We start from the raw sequence: 18,921 nt of genomic DNA on the forward strand, positions 1-18,921 counted from the left end.
GCGATTGCGCTGCGGTAAACAAATTTCGAATATTGGCGCTAGCATAGGCTCCTAGTGCTGATAGTCAGATAATAAAGCGGCAGCTGCGAGGCTTGAATAAGCGCTGTTCGCTAACAAGGAATGGAAAATGACGCAGTCTCTTTATCCACTGGCAGTTTGGTTGTATGCCCCTGCCGATTTGCATCGTTTGATGTATGCATTGGCTTCAGATTTATCGCTTCAAAAAAGCCTGACTCAGAAGTTTTCCCAAGCGCGCAAACTTGGCGTTGATGGCATTATCGTGCCTATCAGTTGGCGTATTATTGCACCGTTTCATCCCGATAATGCTCAGCAGGAGAAGTCTTGGCAGGGCTATCGCACATTATTCGAATTGTTGCGCTCAACAGGCCTGAACATCATTCCGGAATTCAACTTAGCCACATGTGGACTCAGTGACGTGCGTCAACAACAGCTCATGCCTGACTGGTTCTGGGGACATATTTCGCAGCAGCATCAGCAACAATGGCCACAAGACAGCTTGAAGTATGTTGATAACTCTGGCCGCGATAGCATGGCAGCGCCAAGTCCGTGGGCGAAAGCGCTCTATCTGCCCTACGTGCAGCAATGGCTATCGGGTTTCGTCTCCTTCTTTGATGATTTTGCTGCCCATATTCCTCATATCCAGATCGGTGCGGGCCCGGAAGGGGAGCTTCGCCATCCACTGCTCAAACGTCATGGTAAGCCGGTGCAACTGCCTGTATTTAGCGAACTGGCAGTAAAAGACTTTGAACAACACATGCGTCAGCGTTATGGCTCAAAGTCAGCTTGGTATGAAGCTTGGCAAAGCCAACCAGAGCTGTCAGCCCGCAAGCTGTTAAAGCAAGTTCAGCAAGAGTTCGTCGGCCTTTACGGTTACATGAGTGCCAGCGAACCGTTGCAACTCTCACAAGCGGCCAAAGACTTCTTTGATTGGTACCAAGGTACGTTGATCCAACAGGCAGATGCAGCGGTTGGCTTAGTTGACCAGTTGTTACCAGCAAGCTGGTCTTGTTCATTAGGATTGCGACTACCGACAACCTTCGGCAGCCAAGCAACAGAGCAAAATCAGCGCGTGCTCGCAGCATTCGCTGGTTTGCAACTATCTGAGCAGCCGAATCAAGACTTCGACTTTTTCGATTCACTGGTGGCGCAGCTCCGTCAGACCACTAAACGAGATTTGTGCTTCAGCATGACTGGGCTGGAACATGCCAAACATTCCCATCGTGTTTCCAGTTGGTTACGCCATGCCAAAAAACAGGGCATTCCAATTGTTGCTGAAAACGCAGATGTGCAAGCGCTCGCCGAACACCCGACCTGGGATAGCTTGGTGCAACGAGTGCTGCACAAGCCTATGCTGGCAGGCTGGGCGTTACGCGATCTCGATAGTGCCCTCGACAAACAATCGGCAGGACCATTCCGACTGCGGCAACTGGCCCACCTTAAACACGGCGGCACACCGGACCCTCAACATAGTCGCAAGATATTCCGCGTCATGGGGCCACTGCATTTAAAAGTTGCCAACCAGAAACTCTTGTTAGAAGAAGAAAACTGGGCCGAATTTGAACAACAAATCAAGCAGTTGCGTCGTATTGGTGTCAGCGCGATTTCGACTGATTTATGGTGGGGACTGATTGAAGGGCCACAACCAGAAGTGTACGACTGGAGTTACTATGACCGTATGCTCGAAGTGCTCGCCGCGCATGATATGCACTGGGTGCCTATTTTGTCGTTCCACCAGGCGGGCGGTAACGTCAACGATGACTTCATGCAAACCATACCGCTATGGTTATGGGGTAAAATTCTGGTTGCCAATCCAGAGTTAGAATCAGTTCGCGACCTGCAATATGTGAGTGAATCTGGCGACTCATCAATGGAGTATGTGTCGCTGTGGGCCGACCAATATGTGTTGCCTTACTATCGTCGATTTATGGCCGCATTTAGCAAGCACTACAGTGCTCATGCCGAACTCATTGACGAGATTAACATCAGCCTCGGGCCCGCTGGCGAGTTGCGCTACCCAAGTTACAACGCCCATGACTGGGGTAATTACCCCAACCGAGGCACCTTGCAATGCTACAGCCGACTGGCACAGCAAGATTGGCTCACATACTTGGAGCAAAAATACAGTACGCCAGCGGCGCTCAATTATGCCCTGGGCACCGAGGTGCGAGACTTCACCGAAATGGCCTTCCCTGAGCCTGATGAACTGTTCAACAATAAGCAGTACATGCACAGCCCGCTTGGCCGCGAGTTCCTGTACTGGTATCAGCAATCACTGGTAAATCACGGTCGTCAGATCCTCAAATGCGCAGCGGATGTCTTTGACGGGCCAATGCTACATGTACCACTGGGCATTAAGGTGCCGGGTATTCATTGGGAAGTGAGTGATCCAGTCATGCCTCGGGCGGCCGAGATCACCGCAGGCTTGATTGCGCCACATGCCAATATGGGGCCGCAAAACCATGGCGAGTATGCTCGTTTATTGGAAGACTTAATTCCGAAAAATTTGCGCAACCGAGTGGTCATGCACTTCACCTGTCTGGAGATGATCAACAAGGACTACGAGGGCTATTCACGGGCAGAAGATCTGGTCAATTGGATGGCCGACGCGGCAGCAGAAGTCGGCGTCAGCCTAATGGGTGAAAACGCCCTTGCTGGTGAACTGTACGGTAAGCAAGGTTGGAAGCAGATTGCCCGAGCTTTGGAGCGCCAACCTGGATTTGGTGGCATCACCTTGCTACGGCTGCAAAACCTGTTTGACGATCATCCGCTGCCGATGCAGCAACTCAAGGAATTAATCAACAAGGAGCAATAAACAAGGAGCAGTAGTTGTAACGCTTCGGCAAAGCTCATTCTAGCTTCTACAAAGCCCGTGATAGACAACAATCACGGGCTTTTTTAATGCTCGTTTTTTATTCCAAAATTGACCTAAACCTCACTATGCCGGTCTGATGATTGCACTTTCGCTGCAACCATGAAACGTTAAAAAGAAAACAATGAAAACGTTTTCTTGTGGATATAAATCATTTCCATCTGCTCAAGAATTCACTCGTGCAGGAGCCCACATGACAGAGCGCAACAGCCAACTAAGCTGGCGAGAAAAACTTGGATACGCCGCTGGCGATGGTGGTTTTAATTTTTTCTGGAAAAACATCGAAGTCTATTTGCTGTTCTTCTACACCGATGTCTTTGGTTTGCCCGCCGCGGCCGCTGGCACCATGTTTCTGGTTACCCGCATCATTGATGCATTTACCGATCCGGCAATGGGTTATATGGCCGATCGCACCGAGTCACGGTGGGGGAAATTTCGGCCTTACTTACTTTGGGGAGCTCTGCCGCTCGCTGCAGCAGCGGTCTTGACCTACACCACACCTGATCTCGATTCCTCAGGTAAACTTCTGTGGGCCTACGCCACCTACATTACCATGATGGTGGCCTACACCTTCGTCAACATTCCCTATTCCGCAATGCTAGGTGTCATCACAGCCAATGCCCAAGAGCGCACCACTTTGACTTCGCTCAGATTTGTCGCCGCATTCAGTGGCGGTGTGATTGTCACTTGGGGTACCCCAAAGCTGGTTGCCATGCTCGGCGCAGGAGACGCTCAGCTAGGCTGGCAGTTAACCATGATGATCTATGCAGTGGTCGCTTGTTTACTGTTTTTCATCACTTTTATCTCTACTAAGGAGCGCGTCACAGGTCCGCCCCAGCGCAGTAATTTTGCCCAAGATGGCAAAGATCTGCTCGCCAATGGTCCGTGGTTAGTACTGTTCTGGTTAGGCTTGGCGGTCATCATGACCATCTCGCTAAGAAATGCCGCCAGTGCCTATTACTTCAAATATTTTGTCGAACGCCCAGAACTCATGGGTGATTTCCTTACCGCCTGCATGATTGCTTATGCCGTTGGCGCCGCTTCGACTCCCTTGTTAACTCGATTTTGGGACAAACGAACCTTGCTAATCTGGCTGATGATTGCGGTTGGTATCTTGTCCGCTGCCATGTATTTTCTACCTGCCGATGGCATCGGCTTGATCTTCGCCTTTGGTATTCTGATTTCGTTGGCGTTAGGCCCTAAATCCCCCTTGGTTTGGAGCATGTATGCCGACACAGCTGACTATTCAGAATGGAAAAACAATCGCCGCGCCACCGGCTTGATCTTTTCCTCAGCCACCTTTGCATTGAAGCTCGGTGGCGCTGCCGCAGCAGCGGTCATCGGTTGGCTACTGGCGGCCATGGGTTATCAAGCCAACAGCCAACAATCGGCTGAGTCAACAGAAGCCATCGTTTGGCTCGTCACCCTGATTCCGAGCGCATTCGCATTGCTTGCTGCTTGGATCGCCAGTCGATATAGCCTGAACAGTGCAGAGCTGGATCGAATCCAATACCAATTGGAGCAACGCGCATGACCACCAATAGCATGATTCAATTCGCCGCCGACGGCAGTTGTCGCCTCTCCAGTCCGACCCAAATGCCACTGGCTTCGGCCTACCTGTGGAACCAAAAAATGATGGTTCAGTACAATTGCCGAGGCTATGTCACCAGTCAATTTATGCAACCAGAGCCAGCTAAGTATTCGACCGGGCCCAATATCGAAGCAACCACTTTCATGCAGCCCGAGCAGCCCTACTTTAGCCACTACCCGGGCCGCTTTTTCTATCTTAATGATGTCACCGATCAGCGACTCTATTCAGTGCCTTATGAGCCTTGCCGAGTTCAAGCTCAGCACTTTGAAATGCGTTGCTACGATCGTTCGATTCAATGGTTGATTCGCTATGGAGAAGTAGAGATTGAGCTCACCACTTGGCTTGGTGACGATGAAGTCGTGGAGTATTGGAGCTGCCAACTGACCAACCTCAGCGCGCAAGCTAAACAGTTAAAGCTGACGCCCTATTTCACGGTTGGCTACATGTCATGGATGAACCAACAGGGCGACTTTGATGCAGCGCTGAATACTATTATTTGCCAAAAGGTAACGCCCTATCAGAAAGTAGAGCAATATTTTGCCAATCAACACCTTGCTGAAAAGACATTTCTTTGGGCCGACCATGTGCCTGACTCATGGCAAGTGAATCAAGCCGGATTTGAGGGCGAAGGCGGACTCCACAATCCAACAGCATTAACACAAGCGGAACTCCCTCGCCAGCCAGCGATTTACCAAACGCCAGTGGCGGCAATGCAGTACGCCATTGAGTTGGCGCCTGGTCAACGTTCTGAGTGTTATCTGTTTGCCTTTGGCGCAGCAAAAACAACAGCTGAAATCAGCAAGCGGCGGCAACAATGGGCCAATGCCAAAGCTCCAGCAATTGACGTCTCGGCCAACAATCAAGTCCCTTTCAAAGTGACGATGCCCTCTTCGTGGTTGTCGCACCAAGTCAATCACTGGCTCTTTCGGCAAGTGAGATACCATGGCGAAAGCAACCGCCTTACCACTGATCCACAAACTCGTAATTTCTTGCAAGACGCCTTGGGCTATTGTTTTGTCGCGCCCTCGCAATGCCGATCTCGCATTATCACGGCACTCAGTCAGCAACTCAGCTCGGGGCAAATGCCAGATGGCGTATTGCTCCATCCAGATGCCAAGCTCAAGTACATTAATCAGGTCCCTCACACCGATCATTGTGTTTGGCTGCCAATGCTAGTTGAAACCTATTTGCAAGAAACCAATGACTACCAGCTACTCAATGAGCTGGTGCCGTATGCCGATAGCGACCAAGTCGACTCGGTACAAAACCATATTTGCGGCGCCATGGATTGGCTCGACAGTGAGCGCGACGAGCGCGGCTTGAGTTACATTGCCCAGGGCGACTGGTGCGATCCGATGAATATGGTTGGTTATCAAGGCAAAGGCGTCTCAGCTTGGCTTACGATTGCCAGTGGCTATGCCTGCCAGTTGTGGGCCAACCTGCTGGCCAAGGCATCGCAAATGCAACTGAGCGAACGTTATCAACATCTAGCTTCGTCATTTCGAGCCAGTTTCAACCAACACTGTTGGGATGGTGATTGGTACCTAAGGGGAATTAGTGACGATGGCACCGCATTTGGCCGAACAGCCGATCAGGAAGGCCGAATATTCCTCAATCCACAGAGCTTTGCCCTGTTAGCAGGGGCTGCCGATGCGCAGCAAAAGCACTGTATTATTGCCGCCGTTAAACAGCACTTAGCAACACCTTATGGCTTGCAAATGCTGGCTCCTGCCTTTACCCACATGCATGAACATATTGGTCGAGTGACGCAAAAGTTCTCCGGCTCGGCGGAAAACGGCTCAGTGTATAACCATGCCGCGGCATTCTATGTCTACGCACTTTATCTGGCAGGGGAAGGAGACTTGGCGTTTGAGTATTTGCAGCAGATGTTTCCCACTGATTGTGATGAAGACTTGCTGCGCAGAGGGCAACTCCCGGTGTTTGTCCCCAACTACTATCGCGGCGCGTATGAGCGATACCCAGAGCACGCCGGACGTTCCAGTCAATTGTTTAATACTGGCAGTGCTGCCTGGATTCATCGCATTATCGTTCAATGCTTGTTTGGCTTTGTCGGCAATCAGCAAGGTGTTCAACTGGCACCACAATTGCCAAGTGATTGGCAATCCGCACGGTTAGTCAGGAAATTCCGAGGCGCGCATTTTGATATTCACTATCAACGCTCTGAAGAAGTGACCGCAATGACCTTAGTATCATCAGAGGCGGAAATTCTCGACCAACAAATTATTGCCATTGAAGCTGGCAAGCACTATCAGATTGAGGTCCTGCTACCACGATGACGACACCACAATTAATCATTGTTATGGGCGTCAGCGGCAGTGGTAAAAGTACCTTTGCTAGTAAGTTGGCCCCCACATTGGACTACTATTTTATTGAAGCCGATGATCATCACAGTGCTGAGAATAAAGCGCACATGGCAGCAGGAAAACCACTCACCGATGCCATGCGTGAGCCCTGGATTGATGAACTGATCAGCCAAGTGATGCGTCAACATCAGCAAGGGCAATCGGTTGTATTGGCTTATTCCGGGCTGCGGCAGAGTCACCGAGCAAAGTTCAGACAAGCGTTTCCACAATGCCAATGTTTGTTTTTAGAAGTGGCCAGAGACGAGCTAATCAAACGCATGAAACAGCGCAAAGCGCACTTTATGCCGGCATCTTTGCTTGATTCACAATTGGCTGCTCTTGAGCCATTTGCGGATGACGAGCAAATCACCACGCTCGATGGCGCTCAATCGCTTGATCAGTTGGTCGCACAGGTGTTACGTCGCTAAACAAGGCAAGGGCCAAAGACCCTTGCCTAACCAGCAACTGCAATTTATTGATTGGCAGCTTGGTGGATGTAAACATCCTGCTGAGGAAACGGAATAGACACACCTTTGTCGTCAAAGGCTTTTTTCACCGCTTCGATGGTATCGAAGTGAACACCCCAGTAATCTTCAGAGTTGACCCAAAGACGCACCACGAAATTCACTGACGAATCGGCCAACTCACCGACCTTGATGAACGGTTCAGGATCGTTGTGAATACGTTCATCTGCGTCGACAATGCCTTGGATGACACTGCGCGCTTCATCAATACTATCGCCATAGCCAATGCCAAACACCAGATCGACACGGCGAGTCTTTTCGACCGAATAATTAACCAAAGAGCCGGTCGACAGTGGCGCATTAGGAATGATGATAGTTTTGTTGTCGGGAGTCTTAAGTACCGTGACAAAAATCTGAATATCGCTCACCGAACCAATGTAACCCTGCGCTTCAATGACATCACCGACCTTGTAGGGCTTGAACAGCAAGATAATCACCCCTCCTGCAAAGTTTTGCAGTGTTCCGGACAACGCCATACCAACCGCTAAACCAGCAGCACCCAGCACCGCGATAAAGGCGGTCATTTCGATGCCCACCATAGTGGCGACAGAAATTACCAGCGCGACCTTAAGCAATGACCCTAGGACGCTGCACAGAAACCCTCGCAACGACACTTCGATGTCCTTTTTGGTCATCGCTAAGTCCATCAGGCCAACGATCTTCTTAATCGCCCACAGACCAACCCATAAAAATACAATCGCCAGCAAGACCTTTGGCAAATATGCCATGGCCAAACTGACTCCTTCATTGACGTACTCTTCCATTCGCTTTCCCTCTGTTATAACCGCGAAATTTTTTAGGCTTTTCAAAGGCTAGTTCAAAGCGATTCAACCAGCAAAATATACTTGCTGGAATCATCGTGAGTTACCTTCAAGCCATCATGACAACAATTGATGACAACAGTGAGCGCCTCTTGGTTGTTGGCGCTCAAAACCACAGTTACAATCGCGCCCCATCACGATAACGATCATTACTGGCCCTATGAAAACTTCAGACGTCATCCTTGGACTACTCAACCCGAAAAGCGCCACCAATGTCGGTGCCGTGCTGCGAGCTGCCAACTGTTATCAGGCCACCGCTATCCGTTATACCGGCCACCGCTGGGAACGCGGCGCCAAGTTTCACACCGATACCAAAAATGCTGCGTCTCATTTTGATATCAAACGAGTGGACGACGTACTTGAGGGCTTAACAACTGACACTCAGGTGATTTGTGTTGATTTGATTGAGGGCGCCACGCCGCTGCCGGAGTTTCAGCATCCGGCAAACGCCATCTACGTATTTGGTCCAGAAGATGGTTCGATTCCACAAGATGTTATTGACCGCGCTGATGGCGCCACTTATGTACCGACAGTGGGATGTATGAACCTAGCCGCAACTGTCAACGTGGTGTTGTACGACAGATTGGCAAAGCGTGGCACTGCCGATGCGCTAACAACAAGCGGCGATGATTTGATTCGAGCGAGTCGAGATCGCAACAACAATACCCGTGTCGGCTAAAACAATCGCATCAATGATCGGCCGCAATCGTTTTTGGCTGGTCAAACTGTTTGAGCAAATAGGCGATAAACAGCTTCATTCGGGTTGAGTGCTCAATTCGTTGCGGATATACCAACCAGACATCGCGCGCTTCAATTTGGTAGTGACTGAATAGCCGCTGTAGTCGGCCATCGCTGACATGTTGCTCTAGTAAATGCTGCGGCGCTCTAACCAAACCATGCCCAGCTAGGCAAGCTTCAATCAGCACGCCATAATCATTGACGGCAAAGCCGCCATGGGTATCAATCACTATTGCTTCATCGTCGCCACGACGACGCGGCTGCAAACGCCATTCGCGCCAAGCTGGATGTGACAGGCACTGGTGATGGAGCAAGTCTTCAGGCTCTATTGGCTCTCCGTGCTGTGACAGATACGCCGGAGAAGCGCAAAGCCAGTGCTCATAACGGGTCAACTGTCTGGCAATCATATTCTCCGGTGGTTGATTGGTAACACGAATAGCAAGATCGTAATTGCGCTTGGCCAAGTCTTCGAGTCGGTTGCCGACATCAATTTCGAACTCTACTTGTGGGTATTGCTGGCGGAATTCATTGCACACTTGCATCAAGTACGCAGAGCCAAAAAATGCCGGCGCAGTTATTTTCAGTAAACCACTGACGGATTCGTCGCTATGACTTAAATCGCGTTCCATATCAACCAGCTTTTGATTGATTTCCAGCATTTGCCGCAGCACTTTTTGTCCTTCGGTGGTTAATCGCACCTTCCGTGTGGAGCGAATTAGCAACTGAGTTTTTAGCTCGCTCTCAAGCTGATTGATTTGCTGTGACAGGTAACTTCGAGAGATATCCAATTGTTCGGCGGCTTTGGAGAAACTAAGTAACTCGGCGACCTTGGAAAACAACAGCAGACGTTCCACTCGTTTGTGATTTTTTGCCATGGCAACCCTCAAATGTTGACTTAACACGAAAAGATTGGAAGATAATAACTCACTAATCCCCCCCATTGTTTGATATAACAAATTATCTTTTCAATGCTGTTTGTTTTTCCGCTGGTCTGAACTTCTATAATGGAGACGTTATTTATGCCTTCATGGCAATCTGCGGGAGCGAACGATGCAATACCGACGTCTTGGCCAAAGTGGCCTTCAAATCAGTGAGTTAAGCCTTGGATCTTGGGTTACATTTGGCAAGCAAGTGAACTTATCTGACGCCAAGAACATCATGGCCCATGCCTATGAAGCAGGAATCAGTTTTTTCGACAATGCCGAGGGCTACGAAGCAGGCGAATCTGAACGCTTAATGGGACAAGCCATTGCCGAACTCGGCTGGAGTCGAGACAGCTACGTGGTATCGAGCAAAGTGTTCTGGGGCGGTGAGAAACCTACCCAGCGAGGTTTAAGCCGCAAGCATGTATTTGATGCTTGCCATGCCGCATTATCCCGACTGCAAGTCGATTACTTAGATCTCTACTACTGCCATCGTCCGGATATCGATACGCCGATATACGAAACCGTTCGCGCCATGCATGATTTGGTCAGCCAAGGTAAAGTCATGTATTGGGGTACCTCCGAGTGGGGCGCTCAGCAGATCACCGAAGCTTGGGCCATTGCCAAAGCCGAGAACCTCATTGCACCGGTGATGGAACAACCGCAATACAACATGCTGCATCGCGATAAAGTTGAAGGCGAATTTGCGCCACTCTATCCTCTGATGGGACTTGGCATCACCAGTTTCTCACCATTAGCCAGCGGCCTTTTGACCGGCAAATACCTCGATGGCGTTCCGGCCGATAGCCGCCTTGCTTTGCCCGGCTACGAATGGCTCCGCGACATGTTAATCGGTGAAAACAACAAACTTGATCAGATTCGTCAGCTTAACGAACTCGCGCAATCGCTCGACATTCCGCTGCATCACTTGGCGTTGAATTGGTGCTTAGCAAATCCAAATGTCAGCAGCATTATTCTTGGGGTATCCAAGTTAGCGCAACTAGAAGACAATCTCCAAGCGGTCAGCCACAGTGACAAGTTAACGCCAGCAGTAATGTCGCAAATAGACGATATCCTAGGCAATAAGCCAGCCGAACCGATCCGTTGGTGATCGATGTTGTGATGTAACGGCTGCACAATCATCGAGCTAAATTGGTATAACGGGCATCCTTGGGTTAACTTCAAAGGTGTCCTGCCATTCTCGCCGAGGATCTGCCATGCAAGCCGTTAGCTACAGCCCTGAAGACGATCTGTTTCATCTGCGCGAACTACCTACGCCACAACTAGAAACCGAATACGATGTGTTGGTCACGGTGCAAGCCGTTGGCCTGAATCCGGTCGATAGCAAAATCAATTTGTGGCAAGGCATGGTGGCCGGTATGACCAATGAATTTGTCGGCGGCCTTGATGTAGCAGGAGAAATTGTCGCCAAAGGAGACGCCGTCACTTGCTGGCAAGTCGGCGACAAAGTGCTCTATCACGGCAATATGCGCCGTCATCATGGCGGTTTTGCCGAATTCGCCGTTCATGACAGCAGAACCTTGACGCCTTTGCCCAATGTCACACCAGAAGTCGCTGCCGCAACCCCTTGCGCCGCATGGACCGCTTGGCGGGCATTGGAAAAACTGTCAGCCCGAGGTGCCGATAGCATCCTTATCACTGGAGGCTCTGGCGGCGTAGGAGGCTTCGCCATCCAACTCGCTCAGCATTTTGGTATTGGCCAAATCATCACTTCTTGTTCAGCAGCCAACCATCCTTATGTGAAATCTCTCGGCGCTGATATCACCATCGATTACCACCAGCAAGATATCGTCACTAGCGTCCTGCAAGCGACCAATCAGCAAGGCGTCGCCATCGCTATCGACTGCGTCGGTGGCGACAATGAAGTGAAGTGCGCTAACAGCTTACGCTTTGATGGTCAGTTGGTGGAATTGGTCCAAACTTGCCAGCCGAACAATTATCAAGATGCGTTTTTACGAGGGATTGGTTGCCATCAGTTGAGCTTAGGCTCTGGCCATGTTCAGGGTGATTTTGGTCGCAATAGCATCGTCACCGCTGGATTAGCCGTCAATCAATTACTCGCCAACCAAACCATTACGGTACCGAAACTGACAACTCTCAAGCTGGCGGATATTCCTGAAGCATTAATGGCAATGAGAAAGCAGCGAACGGTGGGAAAATTGGTTGCAGTATTGACCTAAACAATCAGAGGCGACAGCTATCGCCCCTGATTATCACTCAAGTGATCACGGTTATGATAACCCTAAATCAATCGCGGCTTGAGCAAGGCTTGCATCATCCTCTTCGCTCATACCACTAATGCCAATAGCGCCAACGACCTGACCATCAATCGCAATCGGCATGCCGCCACCGATGCCGGTGAATTTGGGGTCACTCCAATATCCTAAATCCTTGCCAGTTTGCTGCGCCCATTGGGCTAAATTAGCGGTTGGCTGTCGATCGCGCGCCGCGGTATACGCTTTGTTTTGCGCCAACACCCCAGCGTGAAAGGCCACTCCATCCATTTTGCCGTAACAAACCAGCTCGCCATGAGCATCAACCACTGCGACAGCAACGGCCACTTGTTTGTCGGCAGCAAGCTTTAACGCCGCGTGATACACAGCTTGGGCTTGAGAAAACGAAATATCCATGGCCGTTATCCTTTGTTCAATACACTGCGCGACTGGTAGATCGCATTGACACAGGCTTCACCTAGACGCATACAACGCTCTGGCGACCAACCCTGTTCATAGTCTGGCGTTTCCACCGTATCTTTGAACGGCATCTCCAAGGTCATGGCCAAACAATCAAAACGCTCGGCGATATTGTTGGTGCATACGGTCATATTGGCTTGACCTGGCTCATCTTTGTCATAGCCAAATTGAGTTTGAAAGTCAGGACTCGCTTTGACCAGCTCCGCTTGGAAGTGGTCAAGTTGCTGCTGCTTGAATTCGTTCCAACTCGGAATCCCTTCTGCACCAGCAATAAAGTTGTATGGCAAGGCTTCATCACCATGGACGTCTAAACAAAAATCGACACCTGTTTGCTTCATTCGTTCGAGCACATGAAACACTTCTGGGCTGCGTTCCAAGCTTGGCTCAAGCCATTCGCGGTTGAGGTTAGCGCCAGCGGCATTGGTTCGGAGGTGACCCCGGAACGAGCCGTCAGGGTTCATGTTGGGCACGACATAAAACGTCATTTGATCTCGTAGTTCACGAGCGACCGGATCAGTGCCATCTAGCATCCGCGCCAAGAACCCTTCCATCCACCACTCCGCCATAGTTTCACCGGGGTGTTGCCGAGCAATGACCCAGCACTTGAGCTTGCCATCACGCTCATCACCAATCGTCAGCAGATCCATGTCACGGCCATCGACAGTGCGACCAATGACTTCTACTTCGCAATCACCAGTATCAGCAGCCCAGGCCACTAGATCGCTGTGACGTTCCATGGAGTAAGGCGCGAAGTAAGCAAAGTAAATGCTATTGAGTTCAGGCTCATGATCAATAATCAGTTTGCCATCTTCGAACCGGCTGTTGACCCGGAACCAGTTCTCACGGTCATAAGAAGCAACCGCTCGGTAGTCATTCCAGCCCTCAACATAAGAACACTCGCCAGCATTCTCGATCACCAAGCGGCACGGCGTGTTAGCAGCTCCGGATAGACGAAAATGGAACCACTGCAAGAATTCTGCTGCTCCGTCTTGTCGAATGCTCAAGCGGATATTTTGTGGATCTTGGCAGTCGTGGCATTCGATGTTGCCACTATCAAAGTGACTGGAGATACGGATCATGGGAGTCTCTCTTATTGTTGATTGGAAGGCAGGGCCAGTTACAACTACCCGTCGAGTATAGACGGCGAATTGCGGCCACAAAGCAGAACCTGATTGTGCCATTCACAATACGGCTGTAAACCGCACTCAGGTCATTAGCAAGGCCTTGGATGCAAACAACTATTTACAACAACAGCGAGTCAGCCAACGTTGCTTTATGTTCGAGCATTAGTCATCAAGGGAGACTGATAATCCGCTAGCTCACCTTGTAGTAACGGGTTATGAAGATTGATAGCCCGCCGTTGGTGAATGTTCAACTGACCGACAGGAAAACCATAATAGTCGTCGAAACACTGCTCCAATACGCCGTTGCCAGCGATTTCATTGAGCCCTGCACGAATCATATCGGCGAGAGCAAGTTGGTTCGGCGCAACGTAAAACACCAGTGGAAAGGGATAATAGAGCATTAGAGTCGGCTCAATGATTAGCTCTGGATCGTCACCGGCCATGTTTTGATAGATATCGAGAATTTCATTGGCGCCCAGCGATACATAATCAAATTCATCGCACTTAAGTCGCTCAAAGATCTGTTCAAAACTGCCACGCTCAACCACGTGACAGCCATTGGCTCTAAACAACTCAGCATCTGCCCAAGTTGCTGGAATACCAGCCCGCAGTGGTTTGAGATCAGCTAAGCTGTGAATGTTGCTAAATTGCGCCAATCGTTGGCGCTTGATAATAAGCAACCGCAGGCCCAACAAACCTTTCGCAATCGGCTGCTCAATGACGACTTTAGCGCGCCCGGCGAACTTTGAATTGCCAGCAACCGTCACCGTCAGATCAGCATAGCCATTGAGTACATTGCCCTCATCATCGGCTTTAGGCAAAGCAGTCACATCATTGTCGATATGCCAAGGTTGATCCCCCCAGGTACGAGAAATTTCGGTGATCACCTGTAGCTCGTGCTGCTGGCGGACGAGCGATTTGTTGCCATTCCAAAACTTTAACTGATGCACTAGTGACGTCCTCAAAAACGAGGGCGACATGATCATGTAAGCGCTTACAGAGATCAACTATTTAGATCAAATTGTTTGAACTCTGCATCAGTTGATTTGGGTTGCCAGCTGCCAGTCATCCTGTCGCAATAGTAATTGTCGGATTTGCTCAATGTTCTCATTGAGCCGCAACAACTGAAAGGTAACCATCAAATCAGGGCCTGTTAGCGTTGATGTCAATTGTGAAAGTCGTTGTGACAATTCTCGATGATCAGTCTGACTGCCTACCAAAGGTTTACTCAGCAGTACCGCTTCCAATTGCTGTAATTGTTGACCTAAGCGCTGTCCAATCTGAGCGATTAGCGGCAAAGCTGTATCTGAATCGACCGTACCGCGATGCGATGCCAGCGCAGATAGATGAGATAAGTAAGCGTGTAGCCGGCCAGTCAACAAATACAAGGTACTCGCTTCTGACTGCTTGGTTCTTGGCTCTGCCAATAGCGCTTGCCAATGTTCAACCAATGTCGCTTCGCTGACGTGAGCGTGAAATCTAGCTAGCCGATACTCTTCGTTTTCGTGGCGTTGTTGGCTTAAGTATTGTTGGAAAATGCTCGACTGGTAGGCTCCCAGCGCTTTAATACTGGTTGCGACAACTCGTCGCGAACGCTGCTGCAACCAATCAGGCCACAAGTATCGCAATGCCAGGTACACTAAGGCTGCTGCGCAGACAGTGATTAAGATCCGCTTGACGAACAGCGCTTCGGCATCCAAACCATAGAATTGCAACAGAATGGCGACGTACACCGAGACACAGCCAACAGCGACCGAGTAACGCTGCTGCAAATACCAAAAGAATATGAACTTGGCGAGCACCGCAATGACAATGAGTGCCGCTGCCGGTAGAGCCAACCAATACAACCCCGTGGCGATTGCAATACCAGCGAGAGTGCCCACTATTCGTTGCAATAAGCGCTGCTTAGTTTCTGAAAATGTTGGTTTGGTGATAAATAGAATCGTTAGAAGCAGCCAGTAGTTTTGGCTATCAGCTGGTAGCAGTTGAATCACGCCATAGCCGACCAACATGCAACAGGCCATCCGTGTCGCATGACCGAATAACGGCGTCCCCGAGTTCACGCACAGCCGCCAATAATCACGCCATTTCAGCTTACTCTGTTCAGAAAACAGGAAGTCTTCTTTGGGAAATGGCACCTGCCGTTCTGTTAGCTCAGCCACTTTAGCCAGGTTGGTCAACAGAAACCTTAATTGACTACCACATTGAGAGCTAAACACCTGACGCTTAGCCAACCGTTCAACACTTTGTTCAAGCTTGGCCAATTCATCCGCCACCGCATCGTCCATCTGGTAGCTTTGCAGCGCTCGATAGCGCGGCTGTCGCAACATGCGTTTCGACAAACCAACCATCACCCGCTGAATTCGGCTCGGCAACGACGTATCAGCCAACTCCTCGCGCAATTCCTGATACAACAAATGCGACGAGCTCAAGCGTTCCAACAATACCTGTGCTTTGAAGAATTGGGCCAGATAACCGGATTGATGGTTGGCGGTGAGGTTTTGATTTTGCCGAACAATGAGTTGCTGACGGACATTGGCCAGAGCCATAGAAGCTTGCGCGCCAATCTTTGCCAGTCGCAAACGCAGTTCCGCAGGATCAGTGCCATCGTCAAAGAAGCGTGCCTTGAGGAGTTGGTACTTGGCCAGCGTCGAGAACAATTGGCGGCTATCGTGTTCCAAATTGAAGTTGGGCAACACTAAATGAACGGCACTGGAAAGGACGAAATAGCTCAAAGAGCCACCTACCAACATGACAGGTAACCACTCGGGCTGCTGATGATGGTTGTAGCTAAGCATGGTAAACACGGCGATGTTCAAGGCACCAAAGCTAATTCGGCCAAACCTAGGGCCAAATGCACTAGCCATCAGCAACATGTATGTAGAAATACCGAGGCCAGCGGCAAACAGCCATGGTAGGTGGTACAAAACAACCACAGAGGCCGATGCCAGACCAAAGCTGACCAACATCGACAATAGCGTCACCCAGCGTTTGGCATATTGACTGGGATGATCAGACAAGGCGGCAGCCGACACCCCCATCGACATGGCACTCATGACAACAAGATTGTCGTGCACCAGTCCCCAAAGCAGAAAGCCAGCAGTCAGCAAGCTTGCCTTTATCGCCGCAATAAACCACGGCGAGCGTGTTGAAGGGGGAGAAAAATATGCCATTGGACGACTGCCAAACCTCCTAGAGCCATCGTGGTACGAATAAAATGACACAAAACTGTGATCTATGTAACACAAATAAACCACAAAACAAATGAGGTCACCGGCTAGTTATGCACATTTATCCATAAGTGGATGATTAATTACCAAAATGTGACATGGTCATTCGACATTCCCCGAGCCTCAGCAATTAATTAGTAGTAACCCTATTTGTTGAAGGTTATTCGATGACGAGTACTCTTTTTTGTCGCTTCACTTTGCGACTAGTGGCTTGGAGCAGTCTGGCTGTACCTTTTTCGGTGTTAGCCGCTAACACCGATGAATTATCTTACGGGCCAATGCTAATAGGCCTGTTTGGTGGTCTTGCTTTATTCCTTTATGGCTTAGATAAAATGTCGGCGGCATTAAAGCGGGCTGCGGGCGACCGGATGCGCACTTTGTTGGCCAAGCTCACCACCAATCGAGTGATGGCAACGCTAACAGGCACTGGCATTACCGCCATCATCCAGTCGTCATCGGTCACCACGGTGCTGTTAGTCAGCTTTATTTCCGCCGGTTTGATGTCTCTGACACAAGCCGTTGGTGTCATCATGGGAGCCAACATAGGTACCACAGTCACGGCACAAATCGTTGCTTTTAAAGTCACCAAAACTGCCATGGTAATGGTCGCTGTGGGATTTCTAGTTCAATTCACCGCCAACAATGAAAAAATTCGCCATTATGGCAACATGCTGTTTGGTTTGGGCCTGATCTTTCTTGGCATGAATATGATGGGCGACGCCATGGCGCCGCTACGAAGCTATGAGCCCTTTATCAACACCATGGCACACATGGACAATGTGTTCATCGCCATTTCACTAGCCGCGGCATTTACCGCCCTCGTGCAATCGTCGTCAGCCACGACAGGTATTGTTATCGTCATGGCTGGACAAGGGTTAATCCCCCTCGAAACAGGTATTGCACTAGCGATGGGTGCTAACATCGGCACTTGCATTACGGCGGTCTTGGCCGCGATTGGCAAACCACGAGAAGCAGTGCAAGCAGCAGCCGTGCATGTTGCGTTTAACGTCATAGGCGTACTGATTTGGATACCTTTGATTGCTCTGCTCAGCGACATTAGCGTAGCGATTTCACCAGCACATAGTAATCTTGAAGGTGTTGCTCGAAGCGCTGCCGAAATACCACGCCAAATCGCCAACGCCAATACTTTGTTTAACGTTTTCAATACGATAGTAATGCTGCCTTTTGCCGGGGTATTTGTCTGGTTCGCCCGTAAAGTTGTGCCCCATCAATTAAAAGGCGAGAACAAAACCATTCGTACCAAATACTTGGCAGAAGAATTGTTGCAAACCCCCGACCTCGCGCTGACCCAAGCTCACTTGGAGTTAGGACGCATCGGACGTCGTGTTTGTAATATGGTTAATATGCTACCGCCATTGTCTTGCAGCACTCTGGATGCCGCGAGAAAACAGGCGCTACGAGAGCAACTGCAGAAGATTGAGGATATTGAAGAAGAGGTCGATCGGCTTCATGGCAAAATTCTAGCTTACTTGGGCAGGCTGCGTTTAGAACCACTGTCTGATGCCCAAAGTGCCCACCAGATCCAGTTGATCAGTATTACCGATCAGTTGGAGAGCATCGCCGATTTGGTGGTCGATACCATGTTGCCGCTGGCTTACAACGCCCTCAACCACGATTTGGTGATTAGCCCGATCATGCGCAATACTTTGGATCAGGCTCAAGAGCGGGTTAATGATGCTTTGCTCGATTGCGTCAATGCAGTTCGCCGCAATGACAGAGATTTAGCCACCCGAGTGCTAAGGGCCAAGCGCGAATTGAATTCACTGCTTGAAACGGTATTGGAGCACCAAGCCCAACGATTGTCCGATCAAGATGGCAAGCGGCTGCAGTTGTTCCACTTGGAAATGGAATGGATCGATGCCTTAAAACGGATTTATACCCTGAGTAAACGCATTGCCAAGCTCCATCTGCGCAAACGAGATATTCGCCAAGTAAAACTGTAGCCCACTTACCCAGATAGCAAAAAGCCGACTCTGCAGTCG

14 protein-coding genes are annotated in these 18,921 nt (G+C 50.0%); 8 read left to right on the forward strand and 6 right to left on the reverse strand.

Translation table 11 applies throughout. The annotated features are described in order from the left end of the window. Window positions 1-127 precede the first annotated feature (127 nt). From CBE68_RS07255 to CBE68_RS07270, 4 genes are all read left to right on the forward strand, one after another. Window positions 128-2,833: a family 14 glycosylhydrolase gene (locus CBE68_RS07255; protein ID WP_087505406.1), complete on the forward strand. Its 2,706-nt coding sequence runs from the start codon at window positions 128-130 to the stop codon at window positions 2,831-2,833. Between the two features lie 250 nt (window positions 2,834-3,083). Next, complete coding sequence (locus tag CBE68_RS07260; RefSeq protein ID WP_087505512.1) at window positions 3,084-4,424, forward strand: MFS transporter; 1,341 nt, start codon at window positions 3,084-3,086, stop codon at window positions 4,422-4,424. After that, window positions 4,421-6,778, forward strand: a complete 2,358-nt coding sequence (locus CBE68_RS07265) for a GH36-type glycosyl hydrolase domain-containing protein (RefSeq protein ID WP_229744688.1) — start codon at window positions 4,421-4,423, stop codon at window positions 6,776-6,778. Before CBE68_RS07260 ends, CBE68_RS07265 begins: the two co-directional genes overlap by 4 nt. Further along, on the forward strand, window positions 6,775-7,272 hold the full coding sequence (locus tag CBE68_RS07270) for a gluconokinase (protein WP_087505407.1): 498 nt from the start codon (window positions 6,775-6,777) through the stop codon (window positions 7,270-7,272). Before CBE68_RS07265 ends, CBE68_RS07270 begins: the two co-directional genes overlap by 4 nt. A gap of 44 nt (window positions 7,273-7,316) precedes the next feature. Here the strand turns inward: CBE68_RS07270 and CBE68_RS07275 are convergent, their stop codons facing one another. Continuing rightward, window positions 7,317-8,132: a mechanosensitive ion channel family protein gene (locus CBE68_RS07275; RefSeq protein WP_087505408.1), complete on the reverse strand. Its 816-nt coding sequence runs from the start codon at window positions 8,130-8,132 to the stop codon at window positions 7,317-7,319. 217 nt (window positions 8,133-8,349) lie between these two features. Here CBE68_RS07275 and CBE68_RS07280 point away from each other — a divergent pair, with 217 nt between their 5' ends. Further along, window positions 8,350-8,868: an RNA methyltransferase gene (locus CBE68_RS07280; RefSeq protein ID WP_087505409.1), complete on the forward strand. Its 519-nt coding sequence runs from the start codon at window positions 8,350-8,352 to the stop codon at window positions 8,866-8,868. Between the two features lie 10 nt (window positions 8,869-8,878). On the opposite strand, the gene CBE68_RS07285 is transcribed toward CBE68_RS07280, so the two are convergent. Beyond that, on the reverse strand, window positions 8,879-9,802 hold the full coding sequence (locus CBE68_RS07285; RefSeq protein ID WP_158100523.1) for a LysR family transcriptional regulator: 924 nt from the start codon (window positions 9,800-9,802) through the stop codon (window positions 8,879-8,881). A 175-nt stretch (window positions 9,803-9,977) separates the two neighbouring features. Here CBE68_RS07285 and CBE68_RS07290 point away from each other — a divergent pair, with 175 nt between their 5' ends. Both CBE68_RS07290 and CBE68_RS07295 read left to right on the forward strand, forming a co-directional pair. Beyond that, window positions 9,978-10,961, forward strand: coding sequence for a potassium channel beta subunit family protein (locus tag CBE68_RS07290; protein WP_087505411.1), 984 nt, complete (start codon window positions 9,978-9,980; stop codon window positions 10,959-10,961). Between the two features lie 106 nt (window positions 10,962-11,067). Continuing rightward, window positions 11,068-12,051 carry a zinc-binding dehydrogenase gene (locus CBE68_RS07295; RefSeq protein ID WP_087505412.1) on the forward strand — a complete coding sequence of 328 codons (984 nt, stop codon included), beginning with the start codon at window positions 11,068-11,070 and terminating at the stop codon, window positions 12,049-12,051. Between the two features lie 51 nt (window positions 12,052-12,102). On the opposite strand, the gene CBE68_RS07300 is transcribed toward CBE68_RS07295, so the two are convergent. From CBE68_RS07300 to CBE68_RS07315, 4 genes are all read right to left on the reverse strand, one after another. Beyond that, window positions 12,103-12,501, reverse strand: coding sequence for a GlcG/HbpS family heme-binding protein (locus CBE68_RS07300; RefSeq protein WP_087505413.1), 399 nt, complete (start codon window positions 12,499-12,501; stop codon window positions 12,103-12,105). 5 nt (window positions 12,502-12,506) lie between these two features. Next, window positions 12,507-13,640 carry a M14 family metallopeptidase gene (locus tag CBE68_RS07305; protein ID WP_229744692.1) on the reverse strand — a complete coding sequence of 378 codons (1,134 nt, stop codon included), beginning with the start codon at window positions 13,638-13,640 and terminating at the stop codon, window positions 12,507-12,509. Window positions 13,641-13,837: 197 nt separating this feature from the next. Then, entirely contained in the window at window positions 13,838-14,638 is an 801-nt protein-coding gene (locus tag CBE68_RS07310) for a type 2 periplasmic-binding domain-containing protein (RefSeq protein WP_229744687.1), read from the reverse strand. Between the two features lie 87 nt (window positions 14,639-14,725). Next, on the reverse strand, window positions 14,726-16,861 hold the full coding sequence (locus CBE68_RS07315) for an FUSC family membrane protein (protein ID WP_087505415.1): 2,136 nt from the start codon (window positions 16,859-16,861) through the stop codon (window positions 14,726-14,728). Window positions 16,862-17,085: 224 nt separating this feature from the next. Here CBE68_RS07315 and CBE68_RS07320 point away from each other — a divergent pair, with 224 nt between their 5' ends. Beyond that, window positions 17,086-18,882 carry a Na/Pi cotransporter family protein gene (locus tag CBE68_RS07320; protein WP_229744686.1) on the forward strand — a complete coding sequence of 599 codons (1,797 nt, stop codon included), beginning with the start codon at window positions 17,086-17,088 and terminating at the stop codon, window positions 18,880-18,882. The last annotated feature ends 39 nt before the right edge of the window (window positions 18,883-18,921 follow it).

Source organism: Neiella marina (assembly GCF_002165625.1).
GTDB lineage: Bacteria > Pseudomonadota > Gammaproteobacteria > Enterobacterales > Neiellaceae > Neiella > Neiella marina.